This window comes from Paenibacillus sp. LK1, from assembly GCF_002750415.1.
GTDB lineage: Bacteria > Bacillota > Bacilli > Paenibacillales > Paenibacillaceae > Paenibacillus > Paenibacillus taichungensis.
On sequence record NZ_PEII01000002.1, the window covers coordinates 202,683 to 227,037 of the forward strand.

Below are 24,355 nucleotides of genomic sequence, written 5' to 3' on the forward strand. Positions count from 1 at the left end.
CTAGCTCATGCTCAGGCATGGCGGGATACTCTTTTTTCATGATTTTATGGATGATGAGGATTAGCTGGCACGTTAGCTAAGCAATTACCCCTCTACTGCTTCTACTGCTTTTATTTTATTTCTGATGCCATCGCATTCTCTATAGGATCACTACGTTCCCATTAACGGTATCCCAGCGCCACAGTTTGTCTTCCTCTTCACCTATCTGAAGACCACCAATCCAGGAAGTATAAGAAGTATCATGTCTTAATAGTGCCCAGTCTACTTCTCCATTCAGCACCTGAATACCGAGTTCGGTCAAAGAGAAGACAGCGTGACGAAATTCATCATGATGCTGCTGGAAGTTAGGAAAAGCTTGTACACCGCTTAATTGAAGTAAAGCATGTGGTTCCTCTGTCATTCTCTTCAGATGAGCCCAGTACTCCAGATCACCCATTCCCAAGATATGCAATTGGTCTCCAACATGCTTGAACAATGGATAAGGACTATTCACGCCCTCTCTTATAGCCTCCAGTGTCGATTGCTCAATTATGCCCAGTCCGTTCGATACAGAAGGCAGACGGGACAGGTGGGCCTTGAATGCAGCATGTGCAAAAGGGAGCACCGATGTATTTTTTAGCAAGTAGTCCTTGTGATCCTGAATGTCAGATGATGCATACGCTGCCCAAAACTCGCTGCCAGCCTGGATTTCCTCCGCCCCCATCACGTGCCAGGTACCTGATAAACGTCCAATCTGTGAGGGTGTGAGTTGCCCAAGTCCCCGAAAATGTTCTATGTCTGGATAGTTATCGATGCATAACAGATTCAGCTTTGTATTCTTCAGGTCCTGTTCCCTGAAATAGTGCAGCAAATACGATAGCATTGCCTGATCATAGAGGTCATACTCAAACCACAGGACGATCTCTTCGTGCTGATGGAATGACTTAAGTGTCTGCTCAAGTTGCTTGATTTTTAAATATTCTGTCTGTGGAATACCCAAGTGATGCTCCAAATATTGTGCACGTTCACTTCGCTCCTTCTCATTCCTCATATTTTTTGTTATCGGTCCAAATGTATAAAGCTCTCGCCAGACCAAAATTTCACCTTGAATCCCGCTTTGTCTTAATCGATCTGCCGCATGGTCACCATTCATAATGTGAAGCATTCCTTTTCCTCCTTCGTATAGATCACTAAATACTGAAATCACATCCGCCACAGGCAATGAACGTCTGAGCCTCGATCTGGCATCATACAACCGTTTCTTCAGAGCCGGAACATTAACCCCGAGAAATTCCGACATTTCCTTGAGCGAGTAGCCCTGAAAATAAAACAGTTCAACAGCAAGCTGCATGGAAGTTGGCAAATTGGAAATCGAATCTCGCAGGAGGCGATGCACCTCTCCTTTCAAAGCCTGTTCTTCAGGATTATGAGCCTGATTCTCTTCCTGAATTACATCCTCAATCTCCAGGACCGGGACGGTGCCATGCTGCTTACGCCTCATTAGACGGTAACACTGTCTCTCCACGATGACTTTGAACCACCCGGGAAAAGCATCAGGTTTGTCCAGTTTGGACAAATTTGCAAAGGCCTCCGTGAATGCCTCTTGTACCACATCTTCGGCCAGGAACGTATCCCCTAATTTTTGATAGGCGACAGCCAGTGCCATCCCGCGAAATTGCGTCACCAGCTGCTCATAAGCCTCGGCTTGCCCCTGGAGTGCTCCATCGATCCATGTCTTCAATATGTTTTGCTCCTTCCTGTGCGCTTGCTGCTTGATGTATTTATCATTAAGTGCCCTGATTGGAGGAAAAGGTTACTTCTGCTTATGCTTTAATTTTTTATTTGTTTATGCTTTATATCATAATATAGGAAAAGCTGCCCCGTTTGCGGAATAACATCCGCAATCGAGACAGCTCTGTATGGCCGTATTATATTATGTTCTTTTTTCTGTAAGGATTAGCGTCTGCTTGGTTGTTGCGGATAGTTCCCGATCACACCTGGATATTGATACAACAACGGCTCATCGAATGTAGCATAGTCGAAATTGACCATCAGAAGAATGATCCGTTTTCCAGTGTTCGGGTCACTGATGATGATATGGTCACGACCAGCGGCTTCCAGAATACCTTGGAAAATGCGGGCATTCCATTCTTTGTTACCTTCGTATGTCATGTAGAATGTTCCACATTTGCCCAGATTAAGCCGTAAAATATTTTCGATGTAGGATTGTTCAAACTGTGGCGCAGTAGTGGTTACCACTCCACCCGTAGGTGTCATTGGAGCACCACTTGATACGAGCGGAGGTACGCTTGTAGAACTAGGTGAAACCATGCCTGGTGTTGGGGACATCATTGGCATACCGTTACCAATTTTATATGATGTTCCTTGGACTTGCGAATTGGCCTGTTGGCCCATAACTTGTGTCGGTTGATACGGCTGGTTAATCATAATGATTCCTCCCAAAATTTAATATACGGTTGGACAGTCTTCGCCTGTCGGACTGAAGAAACAATGCGCCTTGAAACGGCCTGTATTTTGCTGGTTATACCAGGTTGGCGGACATTCCCCCACCGGACGGAAAAACCACAGGGAGTTGCTGGCTGGCCAGAAGCGTTCGCCGTTAATGACACGCTGTGCCAAGCGTATTTCCGATGATCTTGCCCGTTGGTAGAAGTACCCTTTTTGCGTAGACTCGAAGCCACCCGGATTCTGAAACACCATTCGATTAATGTCCCGAATATCACCGAAATCCAAGCAATCGCCGAGCACCCGGTTTACACCCACATTGCCTACAAGCAGCATGCCTTGTTCGCCGTCACCTTCAGCCTCCGCTCTCATCAGTCTAGCGAGCAGCTTGACGTCTTCCGAGTTGGCTTTAATAACAGCCATATCCTGTTTCCTCCCTTGTTGAACCTCTTCATCACCGTATATCGTATTGTGCAGATGCCCATTCGGTGACACGATTTTATTTTTTTCCATAAAAAAAACCCGGAACCTCACCCTAAGTGAAGTCCCGAGACATAACATTTCCTATATAACCTGCCTATTCAGGGCTTGGCTTGAATCCAGTAATCGTAAGCATGGACGATATTGCCTTTGTAGGCTTTATACTCACTTAACAGATCTGGAAGCAGTGCCAGCTGGCGTTCCATCTCCGCTGCTCCCTTATCATAAAATGAAATATGTTTACCTTCAAAATTCTCTTTCATCTCCACCGAGATCAGGAGTGGTTTACCCAAACGATCCGCGATTTTCATTTCCTGACTGACGACGTCGGCAATTCCATTGGAGCCTTCAGCAATGTTGCGGAATGCCATTAGAGATATGTGGTCCAGTGTTGAGATCATGTATTCACTGACAGTCATGTCTCTTCCCGGTAACGGGAACGTATCGAGCCAAACAGCCAGATCGGCACTCGTTTCCAGATCACTGTCCTTTTTCGTCTCTTCATGGAAATAAGCAATATTGGCAGCCCATTCGGACAGCAGCGTATCCCGATCATTTTCCCATTCAGGTAAGGTGTACGGTTCAATATCTAGATGGATTCCCTTAAAACGTTCATCCGGTTCGGATTCGGCATTATAATTTTTCACGTAATCGATCAAGCGCTGTATCCGTGGCCGATTTTCCTTTTTACCCCAGATTGGATGACCGCCCATCGCATGAACCTCAATACCTTGAGCCTGAGCACGTTTCACAAAACTGCGATAACTGGAGTACGGTTGATCCAAATCAAGCCGGACGTATAACCAATTAATGTTTTGCGCTTTGGCGAACTCCAGAATGTGATCTCCACCGTCATTCGTAACCTGAGAAGCCTGCCAGATATAGGTTCCTCGGATTTCAGGTTGATTGGATGGATTCTCTGGTAATGGTACTTCCCCTGGCTCCAGCTGCCCCCAGTACACGATGTCATGCACAGCCGAACCTGCATAGGAAGCATGATCTGTGAATGCAGATGCCACTTCACTTAAGACACTCTCCAATTGCGCCGTACCTTTGCCAGCAAAAGTCGTGAACTCTTCCCCAGGCATCGGCTTGGTATTTACGCCAACGGTAATCGAACCACTTCTGGCGTCAGCCCATATCATTTCTTGTTCTACCAAACGTATAATTCCATTGTTTCCTTGCGCGCTGTCACGGTAAGCGAGCAGTGTAATATGATCAAATTGTCCGATAAACCAGTGTGACAACGACTCGTTATCCGCATCTTCAGTAGTTCTGCTACCTGTCACCGTGTATGAATCCAGCCAAAAAGGCAAGTCGACATTCACTTCAACCGCTCCATTCTGTTTCACCTGTTCCAGCAAGAGCTTCATATTGAGAACCCAGGACTGGACGAGCGGCTTGGCATCTTCATTCCACTGTGGCAATACATACGGTTTGATATCCAGATGAATGGCGTCAAAACGCTCTTCCGGCTTTGCAGCCAGGTTATAATTGCTCACCCAGGACGCCAGTTTGAGCATTGGACCTTCACGACCACTCACTGCCCATGAAGGATCTCCGCCAAGAGCTTCAACTGCGATTCCTGCCTTGCTGGCTTTGGATATAAACGTATGATAGACCTCTTCTGACAGATTCATATCCACATTCACATAAAGTCTGTTAATCTTATGTTTAGCCGCATTGTCCAGCAGCTCATTTCCTCCATCACTGACAGACTTGGCCTGCCATACCCAGGCTGCTCGTATATCTGCGTCAGCTTCAGCAGTAGATTCAAAGCCTGTCATTATAATCCCTCCAATCAGCAGTAATAGCCAAAACACTTTCCGGGATGAGTTCCCGAACATATTCTCCCTCCATTCCTGTACTGTGGTAAAATCACATTTATTATAGCAACCGAGTTACCAAAAACAAATAAGCCCAAGTGCTTAACTTGGGCTTATTTCTGCTATGTTTTCAAAAGTTTACAATTGACCGGAGAAATCCCGGTACTAGTCCTCATATATCATTTTTCGGGTCATGCCCCCATCAATAATCAGGTTGGTCCCTGTGACAAAGGTATTGCTCGGATCGGACAAATACAAACAAGCACGGGAGATATCCGAAGGAACACCTACACGTCCTGCTGGGTGCTGTTCATGGTCCTCTGGCTTCAATTTTTCAACATTGCCTGTCTCAATCCATCCCGGACTGATACAATTGACCCGAATTTTGTCCTTACCCAAGGAGACCGCCATCGCATGTGTCAACGCCACGATAGCTCCCTTGGATGCAGCATAGGCCTCTGTTTCTGGCTCTGACATAAACGCACGTGTTGAGGCCATGTTTACAATCGCTCCACCATTTTCGTTGTGCTTCATATGTTTGGCCGCTTCCCGGCTTGCGAGAAAGCAACTTCGCACATTGGTATTGAGTATATCGTCCCACTCTTCCAGCGTTAGCTCATAGGGAGATTTCCATCTGGAGACACCCGCATTGTTTATGAGCACATCAATTTGTTTGAATTCTTCCATTGTCGTTTGAATGAGGTTCGTTATATCCTTCTCTTGACGTACATCGCATTGGACAAAGATGGCTTCTCCGCCTTCATTGCGAATCGAAGCAGCCGCAGCAGCCCCTTCCGCTTCCTCATAGTCTGCAAGTACGACTTTAGCCCCTGCAACCGCATAGGCCTCAGCAACACTTCGACCGATTCCTTTGGCTGCTCCCGTCACAACCACGACTTGATCTGTAAATGACATCATCATTTCCTCCTCTATTGGGATGGTCCATTCATCATATAAGTCTACATCAACTCACCGAATATGGACCATAAATTGAATAAAGTCTCTTCTTATATAGAAACCCGTTAGCCCCATTAAGAAACGCTTGTCCGTAAAAGAAATTAAAAAAAGCTTACGCCACTATGGCGCAAGCCAGCCGGTTTATCCGCGTACACGCTCTGAATACAAACGATTGTAGCGTTCAAAGCCTACATAACGCGTTCCCTTGAAAGAGAGTCGACCTTCATCTCCCTCGGCGCACAAACCGTACTCATCACCATTCACTTTGAATTCGAGACGATCCCCGCTCTCCACTTCAAAAGTGATGTAATAAAGCGTACGGGCTGTACTTCCTGGTTCGGAGTGCGACTGACTCATCTGCATTCTCCTGCTGGTAATACGTGAAGGTACAGTAAGCAGAGGCTCTGAGTTATTACGCCCCCATCTCCACACTTCTTTCCCTACCGACAGAAGAACAATACCTATAATCAGGACAAATACTACCGGAAAGACGGTTCCAAAAAAATCAAACATCCAGGATGATTCAATGCCCATGTCTCTCCCCTCCGTTCATCAAACCTAGGACAGCCGGAGTCTTGACCCGTCTCCTGTAATATATATGCACGTTAACACGGAACTTGTTATTCGGATCCAAATCCAATATGTCGAAGGGAAAAACCTCCGACTGCACATGTAGCGCCAGTAACACCAGTCGGATCCGTTGGACCTGCTACGCCAGCTCCGCTCCCGTTACTCCAGACGCCTATCGGCCCGAATGGTCCTGCTTCGCCTTGAGGGCCTACTGCTCCCGCTGGACCTTGTGGTCCTGGAATGCCCTCTACACCTAGTATTCCTTGGATCCCCTGTAAGCCTTGGGGACCATTTTCTCATCTGGACAACTCAATCAAGACATCTCCCCATAAACATAGTTTAATGTACGTGTGTAGTTAGATGGAGGTATGGACAAAACAACTATTATTAATCTATTTCCAACAAAAAAAGGCTACTGACATGGTAGTTTAGCTCATTAGGGGTACTAAAACACAAACAAAAAAAAGACGCTGTCAGCGTCTTTTTTTTTCTACACTTTAAGCGTACATCAGATCCATCTTACTGCTCTTTTCGCTCACATACGTTTGAGGTTGTACAAGCTGATTTTTTGCTTTCCATCTGAGTTTTATTCAAAGAAAGTATCATTTATATCTGGCCTTATTCGCAGATATTGTGATCTTTTATGTGATGTTTTCTATTTGTATAACAAGAAGTGCCCTGGCTTTAAAGGCTAGGGCTTTTCTGATTTTTATAAGCTGGCTTTAATAATCTCTTCTATTTTAGGCCAGCTGTAATCTTCATCACCACGTACAAGTTTGATTCTCCTGTTTGGCTTATCGATCGATGTGACAACGCCCCGCAGCTCCTCGTCATCAAACGGATTGAATACGGTCAACGTGATAGATCTGCATTCCTGGTACGCTTCCCGATGTTCCGGAAGGATAATCCGAGATCCCTCGTATACACCGTTCGCCGTTAATTTGCTAGCCACGTTGCATCCCTCCTCAATATTGGGTCCAATAACTTAAATCGTTTGGCTGAACTGGTGGCTGTACCTTTGGAAGCTGAGGCTTCTCCGACTCTCGCTCCCAACCTTCCAGGATTACAATATTGGCAGTGTTAGACTTATCCTCCCAGTGTATGTATTCAGTTGTAATAAGGGTCTCCAGGGCGGCCATAACTACATTATCCCCCTTACCCGTTTTAACAGTCAATTCATGGATTGTAGGTAGCCGTCGCCGCCCACTACTGTAATTGTATAAGATCCTCAGTACCTTCCGTTCATAATCCGTCAACATGTTTAAGCCCCCTGTGCTGTCGTCCTGATCGGATAGCATGCCAGTAAACCGGATTCCTTAAAAGTCCGTGGCTGCCCCGACAATAGATCATCAGCTTTAATCATTCCCGACCGTATGCACTTGACCTGGATAAGTCGCTTTGTAATCTTGCCGCTTTGGTCCTCGTAAATGATCTCCACCAACCAACCCAAGTATTTCACTGGCATGTTCATCACTCTAATAAGAACGTTTGTTTGTATTATATGCGAACGCACGTTCTTTATACAACAAGAAAAAAGCTCCATCAGTTTAAACCGGTGGAGCATTACTATCTTTAGTATTCACTTACCTCAAACGTCAAGACACGATCAAATAGAACATAATCCTTACGGCTTTTGAATGGCCCCTTGTTATTGTCGTGCTTGTCAATCGCGTATGATGCCTTTCCGCTTCCTGCTTGTTTTGCTTCGTACCAATCGATAAAGTCATTTATTTCTTTCATACTTAAGTCGAATTCTTTTTCTAAGCCGGTAGTCATGGTCACGACAAGGATCGCACGATCACCTGAAGGCTGTTCCGGTGTTGGTGTCTCAGTGTTATCATTATTTATATTTAATGCTACTTCATTTGAAATAACTGTTTCGACTCCATTGAAAATAGCTACGATTTGGAAGTAGTAAGTCTTACCAAATTCCAAATTTGGCACCTTATAAGTTGAGCTATCTTTTCCTTCTACTATAATCGAATCTGTGTAGTTTCCTGACTCAGTACCATATTGAAGTTTATATCCTGTAGCATCGTTAATTGTATTCCAATTTAAGGTAGCAGTAGTTCCTGTGATAGAACCATTTAGTTTGATATATTCAAAACTGCCTAGTGTAATTTCATCGATTGCCAACCAAGAAGAACCACCGTCACCCTCAATCTTTATGCCCTCATATACTCCTTGCGTAACTTTAACTGGTGGAGGTGTATTAAACCTTTCTGAAAGCGCTTGGGTTTCTTTAGGACTAATAGCAGTCCAAATGCCATCTTTTAATCCATAGATTTGATATGTTACGGACCTTATCGGTTCTGCTGCAGTGCTAATATGAACAAAGTTAAATTCAATTGCTTCAGGAAATTTCAGTTCAATGGTACCTTTATAAGTACCCGCATTCCATTCGTTTTTCAGTTTGCCATCAATCACATTTTTCGCAATGTATGTAGAATACTGGCTACTTGCCTTAACTTCAGTTCCAATGGGTGGCGAAAATCCAAGCATTCCATCTGTCTTATTACTTAATGGAGATGCAGCTCCTGTTGTTGATTGAGAAAACAACAGAACTATAAGCAGAACAGTCATAAATGCCAAACAATTTTTTTTCATCGTTAATCTCCTTATTCTTTATTCTTGAACTAACTATAGCGACCTACAGGATTAACGTCTAAACATAAACTTGCTGATCTATAAATTTCATCTAATTTCTTGAAATTTTATTTTATATTGGATTTTAGAATCCACAAATTACCCGTTTCTATTCATAGAGATCTGAGTAAAATTACATTGTATAGCTTCTAAAGGAGGCATTTTTATGTGTGGTAGATTTACGATTATAGATCCAATCGAGCAAATTATGGACCGGTATACGGCTTCCATGGCTGATGGATTTGAGTACAAGCCTAATTACAACGCTGCACCTATGCAGTACATTCCGACGAGTATCAGGAGCAAAGAAGGAATCGATTGGGTTTGCTCCGATGGGGACTGGTCCCCGTTTGGGCCAAGGAGGACAAGATCGGTAACAAGATGATTAACGCTCGAGCTGAGACACTAAATGAAAAGCCGGCCTTTAAACCACTGATCAGCTTCAAGCGTTGTATCATCCCATCCAGCGGATTCTACGAATGGAAGAAAGAAGGTTCTGCTAAGCAGCCGATACGCATTTTGATGAAGGATGATAGCATCTTTTCTCTGGCTGGATTGTATGATACCTGGGCGGATCCGGACGGCAATAAGCTCAGCACATGCACCATAATTACTACAGAGCCCAATAGTCTCATGGAAGACATCCATAATCGTATGCCGGTTATCCTGCGGACTGAGGATGAAGCGGAATGGCTTGGTAGAAATAATGACGATGTTCAGTCTTTGCTTGGATTGCTCAATCCATATCAATCATCTGAGATGCGCGCATACGAGGTGCCAAATGAAGTAGGTAACGTACGTAATAACAATGAGGATTTGATTAGAGAAGTAGTCTGAACATAAAAAGAGCAGCGAGGTTATCCCCGTTTCTTTTTTTGTATTATTTAGTAGTGTCAAAGTATTTTATAAATGACATTATCTATCTCTTTAGAATTTAATTCCATTAGCTTTCTTGCCTTTAAGTAATTCTTTTCTGTAGATTCTGAGCCAGAAATTAGTTTCTCAATTTCAAAGAGAATCTTTGTTTCTATCCTATCAATGGAATTATTTAACGAACCAGGAGATTTAATGTTAATATCCATGATTTGATCACCCAAAATGTGATCAAGAATGCTAATCAGGTGTTTATCAGTATGCCATTCAGTAATATTATTCGTTTTTTCTGACTATCAAAATTAATTCGTAGCCTTAGAATAAACCCACGATAGATTCCAAACAAATTATATATATATTCACCCACATATAATCGATGAATTTCAATTTTCTTATGCTCTATTGTATATTCATTCATCTCATTCTCATCCAGTACTTTATAACTAAACAACTGAAAGTAATCTTCATTAGGTTTGTTATATTCTTGAGGCGGTATTGAGGAAAGATACATTCTTACAGGTGATAATCCCTCTCTTAGTTTAATAATATGGTTCCAAATTTCTTCAACTGCAACAATTTGTTTTTCTAAAAGTTTTTGATTGTTGGATGAAAGGTTTGAAAATGCCAATTTAACAGTCTCCTGATTGCTTGTAAGGTTTGCTTTAATTAGTTCAAGTTCTTTTTTATAATTATGGTCCCAATTCATTTGGATTTTACTTTGCAATAATCCACTCAACCATTTTATTATCGCAACTGTAACTACAGATGATCCACCGATACTCACTAATATTGTCCAAATTGTATTCATAAAAAATTAACATCCACCCTCCCATATTATTTTATCACTATTGAAAATTTCTTTTTATCATATTTACGCTGCCAGTCAAATTTGTCCTAAGTACTTCACGTTGTGTGAAGACTATATCTAGAAACAAAAAATGCACCTCCAGCCTCAAGCCAAAAGTGCATTTATCACCGATGCTTTCGGATTTAGTCATTATTATACATTTTTTTAGGGCTTAGATTCAATGAAAACTGAAAAAAATAGTATTTATCTGATATACTATTCAAAGTTTTGTAATAGAAAGGGGTTATTTAATGTTTGAATTAAAAGGAGATTACCTGTCTTGGTTTGGAGTTTTTTTCTCACTTCTAGTAATGTACTATTCGTTCAAATACCAATATTCAAAGGGGCCACTGGAAAAACAACTCTACAAAGTATATTTGCCAATGTTCTTAAGTATTGAAAAAATTTTATATAAGAAAGTCGAAGTTATAAAGCCGGAGGATATAAATCGAGTAACAACAACTATCTGCGAAATCACCGATAAACACTATGAATTAATAAAACCCGATATCATTCATTGGAACAAAGTTTTGACAAAACAGCTAAAGGAAACAGACAAAGATTATGAAAGTATTAATGAGACCTATCTGGAGTTATGTTCCCAAATAGAATCACAATTCGAAAAAACAAGAAGGAAGATGTCTTTGCCTACAAGGGGTATACTTTATAAGCTTAACAACAAACAATTTGCTAGTAAGAGCAGCCTAATTATCAATTCTTTGATTGTCTTTTTACCCCCCTTGTTAATCATCATTGGAATTGCCTTACTATTCAACCTTATCATTTACTCAATAAACTAACTAACAGATAGGTTGCGTACATAATCAAAGTGATCTCTTTTAATGAAACAATCGACAATAGGTCGTTGCTCGCTCTTAAAATTTTTCTTATGGCTCTTTTTATTTCCTTCATATCCTTTCTCCTTTTTTTGTCTCCTCCTAGCTTATACTAATAGAAGGAGACAGAAAATTTGTTTATACTAAGTCCAATCCATTTTGTTCAATTACTTTCAGACGTTCATCCACCTCTTTTAAGTCTCCGCTTACTCCAGCAATAAGCGTCAAAAAATTACGTCTGAGCCGGTTAATCACTATGGCCGTTTCTTCCCTTGTAATTCGTGCACCAGGACGCGTACCATCAAAGTATCCATTAGCCTGCGGCAATTTTCGCTTGATCCGACGACGGTGTTCCTTAGCCAGTGCAATTACCAAACTAAATCATCCCCATCGTCATCTTCATCGTCTACATCATTTCCGCCCCCGCCCTCATCCCCATGGCCTAACGCCTTGAATTTATCCAGCTCAAGACGTTCACGTGCGATTCTCAATTTCTCTTACTCTTGTTGAAGACTGGCAATCAGATTAATAACCCTAAGCTTCTTATCCCTCGTTTTGACCAAGGCTTCCTCTTGTTTGAGGATCTTGTCCAGCTTGGACGTGACTACGGTCGTAATCTCGGTGACCTTCATTCCTTCAGTGGTAAGTGGTACCGTGATTGCCTTTCCCGTTTTAGGGCTCAACATAGAAACCTTGTCCTGCCGCTGCATGAGCTCTTGCTTTGTCTTACGCTCTTCGTCAGTAAGACCGGATTCAAGAAGCTTAACCCGCTTCATGTGTCGTCGCTCTTGTAGGGACAACATGATCAACTGTTCATTGAGCTGCGCGAGGGGGTCAGTATCGATCTGATCCATCATATCCTGTTCATCCGGCTCCAACGTATAAAGGAAGATCGTTTCATACATCCCTGTCTTGAGCGCATGCTTGTTGCGATATGGACCACCATCGCCACCACGGTTACCCACAGCGTTCTGGTTACCTGATGGAGCACCACCTTTATTGCCGATAGCGTTCTTGTTGCCTTTAGGCGCTCCCCTTGATTTCGGAACGCTCCCATTCGTTCCATCTGGAGCGCTCCCTTTGGAATCCCCCGAAACGCTCCCATTCAATTCATCTTCCCAGCGATCCATGGACTTCCATTTGCGTACCCTGGACTCAGGAATGGAAAGAGCGGCGGCGATGTCCTTAAGCATCATCTTCCCGCCGCTCTCTATCCACATCAACTTAGCCTTGTCCCTTTCAGGACTTCGTTCTCTGGCCACCTACATTCCTCACCACCTCCGTATAATACTAATGTTAAGTTTCAATCACACCGATATAATCATAAAACTACAGGAGGTTAAGTACATGTCTTATAATAGAATTTATAAAATCGAAGAGGAATTGAGATCAATAAAAGTAGTTACCCCAGACGATATCGAAGATGCAAAAAACAAATTGATCGAATATTTAAAACTCAATCAAATTAATAAAATAGAATTGAAGAATACAAAAATAAAATTTGAGAGCCAGTTAGTCACACCATCTGCCCTATCAAATCATTTAGCAGTTATCGCTATCATAATGTCTGTTGCGATGGGATCATTTAGTTTGAGTACGTCTGATAAGGGTTTTCTCGCAATCGTTTACTTATTCTTTTTGTTAAGCATCACAGGATTGCTATTATATTTTGTTAAGATTAATAGTAATGCTTACAAAAAATGCAGTACATACACAATTCTCATTAATCTCATTGATGAGATATTAGAAGATCAAAATTCTATGGGATCATAGGTCATCCTGCTGAAGCTTGATATCCAGTTCGATAAGAAGTTCCAGATCCTGAACGGTCTGCATCTTTATATTTCCAGCCTGCAGGTCTTTCACCCATTGGGTAATTGATGCCTTAACGATCTTACGGTACTGCCCTTTACTCTCAAGGATGCCCTCCATTACAGCGAGTTCATGTATCAATAAATCTTCATCTGGTGTTCTCATGCGTACCCCTCAGCTTTCCGTTATAAATGGAATGCGAGATAGCGGATGTCTGCAAAATGCCACGCGTGGCGGGCAGCTATCTCAGCCGGGGGATACCCTGGGTTGATGGGAGGACGTTACTGCGTCCTCCTTTTAATTATGTCGTGGGAACAACACGATGAATGAGCACTGGCTCGATGTCGGTGGACTCCTGATACCGCTGTTTAATTACATCGCAGAACTTCGGATCAATCTCCATGGTCCTGCAAGGGCGGTCCATCTGAAGAGATCCACAACGGTATTCCCAGGTCGGCTACTGTTCTTGATTGGGATGGCCAGGAGCTCAAGGGGCTTCTGTGTTGGATGAAAGTACTTTCCAACATTACCACGGGATACCTCCCAGACTGTCGATTGCTCAGGCTCTTCCACTGGCAGGCCAGCACGCCACACCGTAGCTTGCAGGCGATCCCCGTACCAAGAAGGGGCCTTCTTCTTCAAGTGGGCATAGAAAACAGGCTCATGCTGCCAGCGATACTGTGACCAGCCGAACGATGCTGCGTTCTTAACCCAAACGCACTGACTCCGAACAACAATACCTGCAGCATTCATGGCGTCTTCGAATTCCTTCTGATAGGACGAAGGATGGAAAACGTAAATACCTGCTACCGGATCCATCAAACTAGAATAACGTTCAAAAACGGCATGTAAAAAGCCCGTAAATTCCTCTGCAGGCATGTCGTCGTTCTGTATGCTGCTGCGGCCATCGGCAGCCAAGCGCGCCGAATTACTCTCGACAGCTCTGTTATACGGCGGATCAGTCACAACCAGTGCTGCCAGCTCTCCATCCATCAAGCAACCGACATCCTCCTCACTGGTTGAATCCCCGCATATTAGACGATGTGGGCAGAGCTGCCAGATATCACCCCGCTGTGTCTCAGGAACCTGAATATTATCCAGGGCACCTTGAACGTCGAAATCATCCTCAACGACGGGTTCCTCAATCTCCGTATCCGGAATTGTGCCGAACTCCGCGATCAGTTCATTAAGCTCCTCAGTGTCAAAACCGGACAATCCCAGATCTGCCCCATCGACCTGCAGTTTGCCAAGCAATCTACCCAGAGCCTCATCATCCCAACGACCAGAAATCTTGTTCAATGCAATATTCAGGAGCCGTTCCTGCTTATCGTCCAGATCCACCACGGATACCTGTAGCTCAGTGTGGCCAAGTTCATTAACCATGATCTTGTATCGCTGATGACCGCCGACCATGTTCCCGGTGCGTTCATTCCAGACGATTGGCTCCACATAACCGAATTCCTCTATGCTGCGACGAAGCTTTTCATATTCCAGATCCCCAGGCTGAAGGTCAACACGAGGATTGTAGGCTGCTGCATTAATCTGATCGATTGGCACGATTCTGATGTTCATATCAAATACCTCCAGTGATTTTATGACAACAAAAAAAGCACCCTAAGGTGCTTTGTAGTACTTAATTCTTGAATATCTTCCATTATTATTATTGAGAACTCCCTCCCTTTCTAATCTTCTTAACTCATTTTTCAATTCAGATCGTGTTATGTCTAACGACACAATGCTGGGCTCTTCCATCATTTCTGCTATTGAGAGCTCCCTTCCACCATGCAGCACATAGCGGATTCTTTCTCTTAAATTAGTTATCCCCTTCAATTCAGAAGAATAGAAACTAGGAATAGTATAATTGTTTGGAAGAAAAACCACTTTATCCTTCAACAATTTCAATTCACTGTTTAATTTTTCACGGTCGATCGGTCCTTCATTCTCATATGACTTTTGTAATTTTGAGATGTTTTCTTTCAAATCCTCTTGACTTTTCGATATACTATCCATAGTTTCCAGAAGACGATCTTGTAGCTCTGATAATGTTTGAAGACTTTTATTGGTTTGAATTAAGTTCGAATCCAAAGTCTCAGCCGTCTCCTTTAAATCAGAGATAGTACTACGCTGACCTGCTATATCTACAATTGTCATGACGATTGCAACAACAGCTAATACTATAGACGAAGCGGTGGCGGCATTGTTTAATTCTACTCCTGCATCCTCTTTATTCCAAATTGTTATTGCGAGAATAGCAAGAATAACTAGCGCGAGACAAATAATTATGTAGATAAAATGTAGCTTGTTCACATATCCTTTTGGATTTTGATTTTCCAAATTAATCCCCTCCTCAACACATGATATATCACCTCCGAATTTCCGACAATAAGTTTATGTGTTGAGTTGGTTTCAACGATTGGGTGTCCATCATATGCATGCGTACGCTCACTCAGTTGCTGTTCTCCGCTCTTCAAAGGACTTGCGACTGCAAACGGACGTTCTCACCTAATCAAGCTTAAAAAGGCTTAAATCTCGTCATATGAGAGACAAAGAAAAAGCACCCGTTAGGGTGCAATGCCTTCATTCATTGGAACTCTATTTTTAACTGTTATTATCTCAGAATCACTTTTTTTGAATCCCGGACCTGATACTGTCCAAGCTAAAATGTAGTCACCTTCACAAGGTAGAGGGACTTTGAACTTGAAGCAAGTGAGATTGAATTCTTCTCCATCCCAAATTGGACTATTGTGCGGTAAAGCAAACAACTTGTAGTAACATGTTGTTGATATGTATTCCCCTTCTCTTTCAAATGAGAAGTCACTGTCTAAATTCATAAATTCACCTTTAGATGTTATCTCAATTCTATTATCAATATATGCTCGTACACCGTAATATTCTGCAGGAATCGAAGATGTGTTAACAGCATTCAAAGCTAATTTTTTCTCATTAACTTCATCCTCGATGTCTTCTATGGAAAACCATAAATTAACATTAGGAACATTACTTCTTCTTCTTATATCACGAACTTCATAATCCTCCATTGGTGACGACTTAAAATTAAATCTTTTGTAATACTTGTGATCATTCGCCATGTGAGGTCCGTCTAAACTCTGGGGTATTGAGATGACATAAATAACCCTTCCTGGATGCGTTTCATTCAAATCAACTTGAAAGATCCTTATACCCTCAATACGCCTCTGTATTCTCCCGTGAATATTATCCTCAATCCATTCCCGCTTTACGATATTAGGATCATATCCTTCATCAATCTTTACTGCTATGTTGTCTTTCTCGATTACTCCGTAAATTAAAATCCCACCGTCTGAATTTGCGAAAGCAGAGACATCTTTTGAGAGTTCATTTTTGCACTTCTCATCATTTTTTAAAGAAGCACATGCCTTATAGTCAAGATTTATATTTTCCTTGACCTGATTTGCTATGAGTTGCTGAATATCTTGTTCAGTCCAATCTGTTTTAGTTATCATTTGATCCCTCCTCATGCCTTCAAAATTCGACGATCAGGTGGTTTTCTCCTCTTTGGAACATTTAGGCCTACTGCAAAACTGCTTTACTCCATCCCATCTCCCCCATACACAACCTTTGCATTTCTCAGGTTGCTTGTTGGGGCGAATGCGTATCTTCTTCCGTCTTATGCTGATCACTTCAATTCCTCCAATAAAAAAAGCCGATCCAGTGAAGGAACGACTTTGGCTGTGATATGTACTTTATTGATTTAACCTGCTTTGATAAGCAATCTCGAATTGAGGAATTCCTTTGTATATAAAGAAATATAAGCATACGAGAAATAAAATGCTAAATGTGATTTTGAGATTTGATCCTCTCAATCTTAAAACAAACCTTAAGATAATTGCTATTGCTACTGCTGGTAAAACTAAATATAGACCAAACGTCTCAAAGATCGCATAGGCCATGGCGTTAAAAGTGTTTTCCCCCGTTTCTCCTATTATGTCCAGAATATCACCTCCTGCATAATTAGAAGATTGGCGTCCGTACCGTCCGCAGCAAAAACGCTTTGCTCTTTGCTTTAAAAGCATATGTGCTTTGTAACTATAGAGGGAGAACAAGACCATTTTACTGAAGATACCAAATGCGGGTCAAGGAACAGAAAACGGGTGAGTCCTGATGATCTGGAACAAACCCGTCGTTTCCTGCTTAATCCTTGCTATTTCGCATTTGGACCATATCGAGCATTACCCCCAACATGATCATATCGTTGAAGCCCACTGAATGATACTCCTGAGAATTGTAAAAAGCGAGAAGAGGAACGCCCCAGTCATATGCCGCGTTTTACGGCTGTGCGTTTCATTCTCGCTTGATTTCCACGTTTACATAGTATCACGGTAAATAGTTCATATGGGGTTCAACTTAGGCCCAAGATTGGTTCATAAGTGGGTCCACTTTGGTTCAAAAGATAATCAGATTTTTTGCCTACTTTTATCATTCAAATATAATTGTCTCACTCTGACCATTCCAACTAATATTGAATGTGATTGGATCGTCTGTTTCATCTGCTCCAGATATTGTTGCAGAAGTTGAAAAAGGAGTTGTTTCCTCATCTAAGGATTTTACATATTGATCCGTTTTCTCGCTTTTTATATTAGCTCTAAAGTCTTTTATAAGCGATTCATCACCTACATACGTGAGAGTAAACATTCCTGTAGATTTCTGAAGTGCAAGATTCCAATGCTCACTTTTTTCATAACGAACTGTTTCTTTACCAGCACAAGCTACTAAGGAAAAAAGTAGTAGGAAAATAATACTAAATTTCATTTTTTTCATAAAATTACCTCCGTAACAATAAGTTTTTTAATAAATTTTTACTATATTAACACATTTATGATTATGTTACTATAAAAGTGGAAACAAAAAACAAATCTAGGAGGACAGAAAATGAAAAAAGGCAAAATATTTCTTGGTTTTTCTTTGACGACACTTTTATTTTTCAGTTCAGTTACTGGAGCATTTGCTTCATCTTCTGAAGTGCAATCCATCCCAGATAAACTACCAGTGCCAGAAGGATATGAAATTATTCAAGATTTCGAACCTAAACAGGAAAAGGGAGAGGGTGATCTGCAAATTGAAGCTGAAGTCTCTGCATCATCAATGACCTTCGGAATTCAATCTACTGACTCAGAAGAATATGATTATGAAATTTTAGAAAATACAACTCTGCATTACCAAGATTCAATAAACACCAAAACAAACGATCTTCTATCACAATACAGAACTGATGTCACTCTAGCTGCAGTTAATCGCCAAATGGGAGGTAATCTTTCTGACTCAAGGGATTTAATAAAAGTTACGGTTACTGTATTTTATCATGAAGTTACCAAAAATCAGCAAACTTATATAGGTTTAGATAAAGTTTATTACAGATATGATAAAGGAAGCAAATACAATAGTTCTATAGTTTCTTATGGTAATCGATATGGTGGTGAAGTGATTCAAACTGGACCTGGGATAAATAATCATGCTGTTTTAGAAAGAGAACCACTCGTTAATGTTATTGAAAGAATCACCTTGGGCCAGACCTATTTGAGACAGCCGTTTCCAAATACGGATGAAGTTCTTGTAGGTGGGTTACTTACAGAAATGGGAGTTAAAACTCAATCCAGATGGTACGATCCAAACTCGAAACTTTTGTTTAATCTAGATCTAAATTCGTTGATTCAAGGAAGAATAACGCCTTAGTTACTATGGTGAGCAGGGATTATCCTTGCTCACCATTTTTATAATTATAGAATAAGGTCATTATCAAATATCCCCATCAATTTTAATGAAGTTGGCTATACTTGTGATACCCTCATCAATTTTGCGTTTTATCGTACTATCACTAAGAGAACGTCGAAAAAATAACATTGTTTCTTTACGAGTGAAGCCCTGAATATATCTGTATTCTATCGCCTTACGAGCTTCTTCGTCTTTAATTAGCCGTTGGGCCTTCTCAATTTGATGCGTGTAAAATTCATATTTTTTATATACCCAGCGTTGCTTTTCAATCAAAATCGTAGCGTTGGCCGTTTTGTCTGCATGCAGATCGGTTTGATCGATGCCCACCTGTTGCATTTCCTGCTCATATTCTTCAAAGTCTCTCATCAAAGCAAGCATTTCTGTATATTTTTCAAGCAGGAATTTTGTATGCTGGATTTCCTGTTTATTCGCTTTAGCGAAGAGTTCCCCATGCCATCGCCATTCCCCTCACTCCCCTTTATCCTGTGATATACTAATAAGAGGAATGAGGAAATAACATCCACTACATCCCCCGCCTGGCCGCCAAGCTCGCGGGGGATATTTATTATACTGGAATAACTTCGTTGCAAAACTCGTCCCACTCCGCTTCACATTCTTCAACGGACCATCCGTTTACCAGGTCTTGCGGATATCCGTACTCCAACATTAATGCTCTATGATCTCGTTCCAAACCTACCATTCACCTCCACGCTTATGGTGTTTACTGCTGTTGCCATAGCGTTGCTGTGGAGCCTAACTGCCTTCTGCAACTTGTCGGGCCGTTCTGGTGGATGCTCAGCCTCAATGTACTTCAGATGTTGCTCAATCCGTTCCTTGGTCCACGTTTCTTTTTTCACATCCCGATAATTGATCATCAGCAGATCCTCCCCGATTGAATGCGTTCCTGTAGATCAGCCAGCAAGTTATATACAGCCGCATCATGTGTTTTCTCAATGCCTTGATCTTGAATCCATCTCATGATACCCGCTTGAGTTACGACCTTTGGCCGTTTGCCCTTCTTGGTCAATGCCAGGGTGCGAACGCCGCCTGCTGTATGTGTAAGGTATCCCTTTCGAATGAGTGTGTGGATGTGTGAATGAATAGTAGAAGATGACGACAACATGAGTGCTTCAGCAGTCTCCCTGATCGTAGGAGCATAACCGTTGTCTTCAATGAATAGTCGAATGTATTCATAGACTTCCTTCTGCCGACAGCTGAGTTTCTTCTCTAATGTTGCTTTCGTTGTCACTGTGCTTTCTCTCCTTGTCTTTTGAGCTTCGTACCCATGTAAATCCTCGGTACCGATCTTCAATCGGGTACGACTTGCCACGCGGAACAAAATTACTCGGCTCTACCCGCAACTTACCAAAACCTGTTTCCACTGACCCGATCACCGCCATTTCCGTACCTGCAGCACAGACCATTTTTATATTTTCAATTTCGCAGCCCCCATCGATCAGCTGTGCAAGTTTCTGTTCAATTAGCAGGACAACCTTGGCTGCAATCGTCATTTCAGATCCTCCATAAATTCGACTTTATAGACCTAGGTACGACGGCATTCTTTAGCGCAATCGTTATAAATCCGAATCTATCTACCATATATAAACTCTCAAGAAAGGAGAGATGCTTATATGGATGATAGATTCAAGTAAATGCGTACCTTTTCATCAACAGAAATCCGTTTTTAAGATTGATTTGGAAAAATCAAACTCAAATCAGTAACTCTTTAGTTGAAAACATTGCAAGATTCATGATGTAAGCCCAACCGGGCTTCATTACATAGAGGGCGGATGCCCTGTTGGTACAAGCACTGGTAGCCCGCCTTAATGAATGATTGCCGGAATCTCGTCCGCTACCGGAGCCACCCAAACCGGGTCCCAGCTCAGCGCAAAGGATATGCCTGCCTCAGATTCTGCGGCTGCCATCAGTAGAACGTTGCCCATTTCTTCTTGAGCGTCAGGCGGTACAGCGTTGCCGATGTACTCCCGCGCTATGGCATCGCTACATCCTTCAAGTTGGAAGGGGCGACCGTCCGGAAGGAATTGCGAAAAACTTTGAATCATGGCCAGCTCAAACGTTGTAAGCGGTCGGTGCCATGTGCCATCCGTTGAAATGATCGTCCAGACTCCTTGCTTGTTATCTTTCGGGATACGCGGATCAGCGACTGCTACAGCAGCATGCACGTCCGTGCTGTCGATGACTGTTTTGGAAGGTTCCCAATCCAGAACCCCCATGGTGTCAGCACGGGGAGAACTATTGAACCGAGGATCGGCAATGAGCTGCGCGCCGTTCAGGACGTCCGTTGATCCTTTTACCGTTGCTGCAGGTCCATCCGTAACTGATCAGTGTATCGCCCCTGTCTATCCGGTACCCGTGGGTCAGACACACTGCCTGCGGCCTGTATGAGACGATTCGCTGAGCGGACCGTCTTGGCCGTAGCGTCCCAATTCTGCACACCATAGCTGTCCGGATGAAGCTTGGTGTTAACCCGTGGATCAGCATCAGCAATCGCGCCGGATCAAAACCCTGTTCCTTTTACGCATGGAGCTGGTTCGTCAGCTGGCACAATCCGGTACACTCCTGGATGTCGCCCTTCCCTGTTGGTGAGGTTATGGTCTGAGATATTCGCCGCTCCCTGATTTGGCCCGGCAGCGCCTGTAATGCATGTCGCAGGGTCGTCGTTGAGCTGAACTCGGAATAGATTGGTTTTCCATCTCCATTAATCTGCAGACGCGGGTCGGAGATTGACGTTACACCGTTACTGCGTCCCGGTCCTGCTGTACTTGTTACTTCTCTACTCGGCTTGTCCCAATCTGCCACCTCATAAGCGCCACGGCGCAGTTCATGAACGACACGAAGGTTCTCCCAATCGACTTTATTCAGATCGCGCCAATCACCGCCTGCAGGCAAGGCCAGCCGCATCCATGTTTTCCACTGGAGCCGCGGAAGCTTATGAAGCGGCCCGCCAGCACCGATGTCGCCCGGTTCTGGCAGATCCGTAAGCACGTTGCCGATCGACCGAAGCGCCTTTTTAACAGGGTAATAAATCACGTTTGGTAAGCTGGGCTTCATGTCTGGCCAGAATGAGAAACCTCACACGATTTTGGCCAAGTCCTCCGATCTCACCAAGATTGTGATCTGGACGGATGCGCACCACATATCCATGCTTCTTGAGCAGCTTCTTGATTTTCGCCAACAAATGTTTTCCACGACATGAGCTTGATATTACCTAATTGCCTCCATATGGGGCGCGGATATCATTTACTACAATGGAAAACCGAAATCTCATTGGGAAGATTGGGGAGGTGTTATTTTTCTAAATAAAGATACTTCTCTCATACAACAACGGGCAGAGTTCTTTCATGAGCTTGCTCACATTGTTCGTCACGAGGGCCACCAAGATGAACTTCCTAAGCTTTTTGTAGATCTTCAAGAGATCCAAGCATCGAACTTTAGATTAATGGCTTCTATGCCCTATTACCTTCTCCCTACGGCTTTAGATATGACCTGGGGTGAATATATAGGGCTTCTATCAGAAGAGTTCAGAGTGCCCATTGAACTCGCTGCAGACCGCGCTGAACAAATCGCCTCCAGGTTACATGAAGAATATCACACCTACCGTGAAGATGTTGAGATGATGAAAAGTAAAATTCAAATGGCCGTCTCTCTATTTCGTTCATCGCAACCAAAGCAACCTTCAAACGAGTCAAGACGTCTTCTCCAACAATTAAAAAATCAAACTAGTTAAGTTGAGGAGCTGATCATATTATGGCATCTTACACTAAGATCAAAGCAAATAATAAACAGGGATACAAGTAGATCTGCACATTGGAAGGTCCACCAGATCCGTTAACTGGGAAGCGAAGCAGATACCTCGAAGAGGTGATACTCAGAAGGAAGCATTCGCTCGTGCTCAAGCTGTGTATGATCAATTATCAAGAGGTATTAATGCTAAGAAGAATTAGAGTTTAATATTTGAAGATGTGGCTGAAGAATGGTTTAGAGTTTATTCTAAAGGTAAGGTGAAAAAACGAAGTATTATAACCAGAAGAGTTGAAATCAAGAATTTAAACAAACACTTTGCAAAAAGAAAGATCTCTGGTATTACTCATAAAGATTTTCAAGAGTGTCTTTATCAGTTGTTTGAACAAGGATATTCTTTCAACACTATAAGCGGTATTAAAACTACTGCGAACATGATCTTTAAATATGCTATTAAAAACAAATACATTCTTGATAATCCAACTACGGACTCCATTATTCCTGTTAAGATGCTTACTGTAGCTGAAATAGAAAATAAGGATCAACTTGTTGAAGAAAAATATTTAGATCGAGTTGAGCTAATAAATTTTTTCAACGTCATAAATGTTTATGGAATATACTTAGACAAAGAAATATTTAACCTCTTAGCATTCTCTGGATTTAGATCTGGTGAACTTTGTGCACTTAAATGGCCAGACATTGATTTTGAAGCAAATCATATTAGAATAACCAAAACCCTTCATGCAAAAAGCTTTATTGATTATGAACTAACACCACCAAAAACAACTTCGTCAATAAGAGTCGTACCCATAGACGAATCTATAATGCTTATGTTGAAGGAGTTACAGCAACAATCCAATAATAGCTATCTTCAACAAAAAAAATTGTATAAGCATTACCACGATCAGAACTTTGTATTTAGAAAACCCGAAGGTTATCCTGTTCATCAGAAGTACATCCTTACAAGAATGCAACAACTTATGAAAAAAACAACTATAAAGAAACATGCTACACCTAATATTTTCAGGCATACTTATATCAGCATGCTTGCTGAAGCAGGTGTTGATTTAAAAACGATTATGCAACGAATGGGTCATCGGGATGAAAAAATAACTCTTGGAATATATACTCATGTCACTCAGAAAATGCAAAATAATGCTGACCAAAAATTAAAAAAACATTTTGCTGAAGTATTAAAAATGAGTGTGCTGCAGGAATTGTGATTTTTTCAGTGATTTATTAAAATAAGAAAGCCCCCTATTGGGGGCAAAACGTTGATATATCAGCTTTTTTTGATCAGTTTTGATAACTAAGCGTACATCAGATCCATATATCCGCGTGTTACTTCTCCACCATCCGTCTGCTCAGGCTCATCTGCCTGTGCGTACTTCGCCATGCAGGCTTTGACTTCTTCCTCAGTAGTGCAACGGTTGGCATCATCACATGTGTAGCATAATTGGAGCATATATCTGGTTAACTCGTCAGCCTGCGTGAATTGAGCTTGTTCATTCGTTCTCATGTTCATCACTCCCATCTCTTCTTGAATTCAATAT

Annotated in this window: 33 protein-coding genes and 1 pseudogene; 6 read left to right on the forward strand and 28 right to left on the reverse strand. The window is 42.2% G+C overall.

Annotated features, from left to right (window positions below; genetic code table 11):
* Positions 1-139 precede the first annotated feature (139 nt).
* The 9 genes from CS562_RS04665 to CS562_RS32540 form a co-directional block, all read right to left on the reverse strand.
* Positions 140-1,720 carry a sigma-70 family RNA polymerase sigma factor gene (locus tag CS562_RS04665; protein WP_099853985.1) on the reverse strand — a complete coding sequence of 527 codons (1,581 nt, stop codon included), beginning with the start codon at positions 1,718-1,720 and terminating at the stop codon, positions 140-142.
* 215 nt (positions 1,721-1,935) lie between these two features.
* Positions 1,936-2,427: a spore coat protein GerQ gene (gene gerQ / locus CS562_RS04670; protein ID WP_076288616.1), complete on the reverse strand. Its 492-nt coding sequence runs from the start codon at positions 2,425-2,427 to the stop codon at positions 1,936-1,938.
* An 18-nt stretch (positions 2,428-2,445) separates the two neighbouring features.
* Positions 2,446-2,868 (reverse strand): cell wall hydrolase, encoded by a 423-nt coding sequence (locus CS562_RS04675; RefSeq protein ID WP_076288615.1) that lies wholly within the window; start codon positions 2,866-2,868, stop codon positions 2,446-2,448.
* 158 nt (positions 2,869-3,026) lie between these two features.
* Positions 3,027-4,712 carry a hypothetical protein gene (locus tag CS562_RS04680; RefSeq protein WP_257219360.1) on the reverse strand — a complete coding sequence of 562 codons (1,686 nt, stop codon included), beginning with the start codon at positions 4,710-4,712 and terminating at the stop codon, positions 3,027-3,029.
* 204 nt (positions 4,713-4,916) lie between these two features.
* Complete coding sequence (locus CS562_RS04685) at positions 4,917-5,666, reverse strand: SDR family NAD(P)-dependent oxidoreductase (protein ID WP_076288613.1); 750 nt, start codon at positions 5,664-5,666, stop codon at positions 4,917-4,919.
* A 183-nt stretch (positions 5,667-5,849) separates the two neighbouring features.
* Positions 5,850-6,242 carry a DUF2500 domain-containing protein gene (locus tag CS562_RS04690; protein ID WP_062319566.1) on the reverse strand — a complete coding sequence of 131 codons (393 nt, stop codon included), beginning with the start codon at positions 6,240-6,242 and terminating at the stop codon, positions 5,850-5,852.
* A gap of 745 nt (positions 6,243-6,987) precedes the next feature.
* The gene (locus CS562_RS04695; protein ID WP_099853989.1) at positions 6,988-7,230 is read right to left on the reverse strand and encodes a YolD-like family protein; all 243 of its coding nucleotides are present in this window, start codon (positions 7,228-7,230) and stop codon (positions 6,988-6,990) included.
* A gap of 13 nt (positions 7,231-7,243) precedes the next feature.
* Positions 7,244-7,537 carry a hypothetical protein gene (locus CS562_RS04700; RefSeq protein WP_180287025.1) on the reverse strand — a complete coding sequence of 98 codons (294 nt, stop codon included), beginning with the start codon at positions 7,535-7,537 and terminating at the stop codon, positions 7,244-7,246.
* 313 nt (positions 7,538-7,850) lie between these two features.
* The gene (locus CS562_RS32540; RefSeq protein ID WP_125477237.1) at positions 7,851-8,885 is read right to left on the reverse strand and encodes a fibronectin type III domain-containing protein; all 1,035 of its coding nucleotides are present in this window, start codon (positions 8,883-8,885) and stop codon (positions 7,851-7,853) included.
* 247 nt (positions 8,886-9,132) lie between these two features.
* Between CS562_RS32540 and CS562_RS04715 the strand changes: the two are divergent.
* Positions 9,133-9,761: pseudogene (locus tag CS562_RS04715) on the forward strand (SOS response-associated peptidase).
* A gap of 56 nt (positions 9,762-9,817) precedes the next feature.
* On the opposite strand, the gene CS562_RS04720 reads toward CS562_RS04715, so the two are convergent.
* Together CS562_RS04720 and CS562_RS04725 are read right to left on the reverse strand one after the other, a co-directional pair.
* Complete coding sequence (locus CS562_RS04720; protein WP_099853994.1) at positions 9,818-10,006, reverse strand: hypothetical protein; 189 nt, start codon at positions 10,004-10,006, stop codon at positions 9,818-9,820.
* A 35-nt stretch (positions 10,007-10,041) separates the two neighbouring features.
* On the reverse strand, positions 10,042-10,605 hold the full coding sequence (locus CS562_RS04725; RefSeq protein WP_099853996.1) for a hypothetical protein: 564 nt from the start codon (positions 10,603-10,605) through the stop codon (positions 10,042-10,044).
* A 290-nt stretch (positions 10,606-10,895) separates the two neighbouring features.
* Between CS562_RS04725 and CS562_RS04730 the strand changes: the two genes are divergently transcribed.
* Positions 10,896-11,444: a hypothetical protein gene (locus tag CS562_RS04730; protein WP_099853998.1), complete on the forward strand. Its 549-nt coding sequence runs from the start codon at positions 10,896-10,898 to the stop codon at positions 11,442-11,444.
* Between the two features lie 174 nt (positions 11,445-11,618).
* Here CS562_RS04730 and CS562_RS04735 read toward each other — a convergent pair whose 3' ends face one another.
* Genes CS562_RS04735 through CS562_RS04740 form a run of 3 tightly spaced genes read right to left on the reverse strand, consistent with a single transcriptional unit; the run spans position 11,619 to position 12,742 of the window.
* Positions 11,619-11,855: a hypothetical protein gene (locus tag CS562_RS04735; RefSeq protein WP_099854000.1), complete on the reverse strand. Its 237-nt coding sequence runs from the start codon at positions 11,853-11,855 to the stop codon at positions 11,619-11,621.
* The gene (locus tag CS562_RS33330) at positions 11,849-11,971 is read right to left on the reverse strand and encodes a hypothetical protein (RefSeq protein WP_257219362.1); all 123 of its coding nucleotides are present in this window, start codon (positions 11,969-11,971) and stop codon (positions 11,849-11,851) included. The genes CS562_RS04735 and CS562_RS33330 overlap by 7 nt, the downstream gene beginning before the upstream one ends.
* Positions 11,972-11,977: 6 nt before the next feature.
* Positions 11,978-12,742 (reverse strand): phage terminase small subunit-related protein, encoded by a 765-nt coding sequence (locus tag CS562_RS04740; protein ID WP_257219363.1) that lies wholly within the window; start codon positions 12,740-12,742, stop codon positions 11,978-11,980.
* Positions 12,743-12,827: 85 nt separating this feature from the next.
* Here CS562_RS04740 and CS562_RS04745 point away from each other — a divergent pair, with 85 nt between their 5' ends.
* Positions 12,828-13,253 carry a hypothetical protein gene (locus CS562_RS04745; RefSeq protein WP_099854002.1) on the forward strand — a complete coding sequence of 142 codons (426 nt, stop codon included), beginning with the start codon at positions 12,828-12,830 and terminating at the stop codon, positions 13,251-13,253.
* Here the strand turns inward: CS562_RS04745 and CS562_RS04750 are convergent.
* The 5 genes from CS562_RS04750 to CS562_RS04770 form a co-directional block, all read right to left on the reverse strand.
* Positions 13,248-13,457 (reverse strand): hypothetical protein, encoded by a 210-nt coding sequence (locus CS562_RS04750; protein ID WP_099854004.1) that lies wholly within the window; start codon positions 13,455-13,457, stop codon positions 13,248-13,250. The genes CS562_RS04745 and CS562_RS04750 overlap by 6 nt on opposite strands.
* A 207-nt stretch (positions 13,458-13,664) precedes the next feature.
* Complete coding sequence (locus CS562_RS04755; protein WP_180287026.1) at positions 13,665-14,864, reverse strand: site-specific DNA-methyltransferase; 1,200 nt, start codon at positions 14,862-14,864, stop codon at positions 13,665-13,667.
* A gap of 42 nt (positions 14,865-14,906) precedes the next feature.
* The gene (locus CS562_RS04760) at positions 14,907-15,626 is read right to left on the reverse strand and encodes a hypothetical protein (protein WP_099854006.1); all 720 of its coding nucleotides are present in this window, start codon (positions 15,624-15,626) and stop codon (positions 14,907-14,909) included.
* A 227-nt stretch (positions 15,627-15,853) separates the two neighbouring features.
* Positions 15,854-16,774, reverse strand: a complete 921-nt coding sequence (locus tag CS562_RS04765) for an AlbA family DNA-binding domain-containing protein (protein WP_180287027.1) — start codon at positions 16,772-16,774, stop codon at positions 15,854-15,856.
* Between the two features lie 973 nt (positions 16,775-17,747).
* Positions 17,748-18,089, reverse strand: coding sequence for a hypothetical protein (locus tag CS562_RS04770; protein WP_099854010.1), 342 nt, complete (start codon positions 18,087-18,089; stop codon positions 17,748-17,750).
* A 111-nt stretch (positions 18,090-18,200) separates the two neighbouring features.
* On the opposite strand from CS562_RS04770, the gene CS562_RS04775 reads away from it, so the two are divergent.
* The gene (locus tag CS562_RS04775; protein WP_099854011.1) at positions 18,201-19,001 is read left to right on the forward strand and encodes a hypothetical protein; all 801 of its coding nucleotides are present in this window, start codon (positions 18,201-18,203) and stop codon (positions 18,999-19,001) included.
* A 63-nt stretch (positions 19,002-19,064) separates the two neighbouring features.
* Here CS562_RS04775 and CS562_RS04780 read toward each other — a convergent pair whose 3' ends face one another.
* The 8 genes from CS562_RS04780 to CS562_RS33165 all read right to left on the reverse strand — a co-directional run bounded on the left by CS562_RS04780 (position 19,065) and on the right by CS562_RS33165 (position 22,236).
* A complete protein-coding gene (locus tag CS562_RS04780) occupies positions 19,065-19,406 on the reverse strand; it encodes a hypothetical protein (RefSeq protein ID WP_257219364.1) in 342 nt (113 codons plus the stop codon).
* A 308-nt stretch (positions 19,407-19,714) separates the two neighbouring features.
* On the reverse strand, positions 19,715-19,915 hold the full coding sequence (locus tag CS562_RS04785; protein WP_099854016.1) for a hypothetical protein: 201 nt from the start codon (positions 19,913-19,915) through the stop codon (positions 19,715-19,717).
* Positions 19,915-20,289, reverse strand: a complete 375-nt coding sequence (locus CS562_RS04790; protein ID WP_180287028.1) for a LexA family protein — start codon at positions 20,287-20,289, stop codon at positions 19,915-19,917. Before CS562_RS04790 ends, CS562_RS04785 begins: the two co-directional genes overlap by 1 nt.
* Positions 20,231-20,551 (reverse strand): hypothetical protein, encoded by a 321-nt coding sequence (locus CS562_RS32830; protein WP_180287029.1) that lies wholly within the window; start codon positions 20,549-20,551, stop codon positions 20,231-20,233. Before CS562_RS32830 ends, CS562_RS04790 begins: the two co-directional genes overlap by 59 nt.
* A gap of 312 nt (positions 20,552-20,863) precedes the next feature.
* Positions 20,864-21,274, reverse strand: a complete 411-nt coding sequence (locus CS562_RS04795) for a hypothetical protein (protein WP_099854020.1) — start codon at positions 21,272-21,274, stop codon at positions 20,864-20,866.
* 77 nt (positions 21,275-21,351) lie between these two features.
* Entirely contained in the window at positions 21,352-21,495 is a 144-nt protein-coding gene (locus tag CS562_RS32835; RefSeq protein ID WP_180287030.1) for a hypothetical protein, read from the reverse strand.
* A gap of 80 nt (positions 21,496-21,575) precedes the next feature.
* Positions 21,576-22,091, reverse strand: a complete 516-nt coding sequence (locus tag CS562_RS04800) for a hypothetical protein (protein ID WP_143813558.1) — start codon at positions 22,089-22,091, stop codon at positions 21,576-21,578.
* Entirely contained in the window at positions 22,072-22,236 is a 165-nt protein-coding gene (locus CS562_RS33165) for a hypothetical protein (RefSeq protein WP_218966727.1), read from the reverse strand. The genes CS562_RS04800 and CS562_RS33165 overlap by 20 nt, the downstream gene beginning before the upstream one ends.
* A gap of 141 nt (positions 22,237-22,377) precedes the next feature.
* Here CS562_RS33165 and CS562_RS04805 point away from each other — a divergent pair, with 141 nt between their 5' ends.
* Complete coding sequence (locus tag CS562_RS04805) at positions 22,378-22,788, forward strand: ImmA/IrrE family metallo-endopeptidase (protein ID WP_257219411.1); 411 nt, start codon at positions 22,378-22,380, stop codon at positions 22,786-22,788.
* Between the two features lie 235 nt (positions 22,789-23,023).
* Positions 23,024-24,025, forward strand: a complete 1,002-nt coding sequence (locus tag CS562_RS04810; protein ID WP_257219365.1) for a tyrosine-type recombinase/integrase — start codon at positions 23,024-23,026, stop codon at positions 24,023-24,025.
* A gap of 86 nt (positions 24,026-24,111) precedes the next feature.
* On the opposite strand, the gene CS562_RS04815 is transcribed toward CS562_RS04810, so the two are convergent.
* Positions 24,112-24,321, reverse strand: a complete 210-nt coding sequence (locus tag CS562_RS04815) for a hypothetical protein (protein WP_024632043.1) — start codon at positions 24,319-24,321, stop codon at positions 24,112-24,114.
* Between the last annotated feature and the right edge of the window lie 34 nt (positions 24,322-24,355).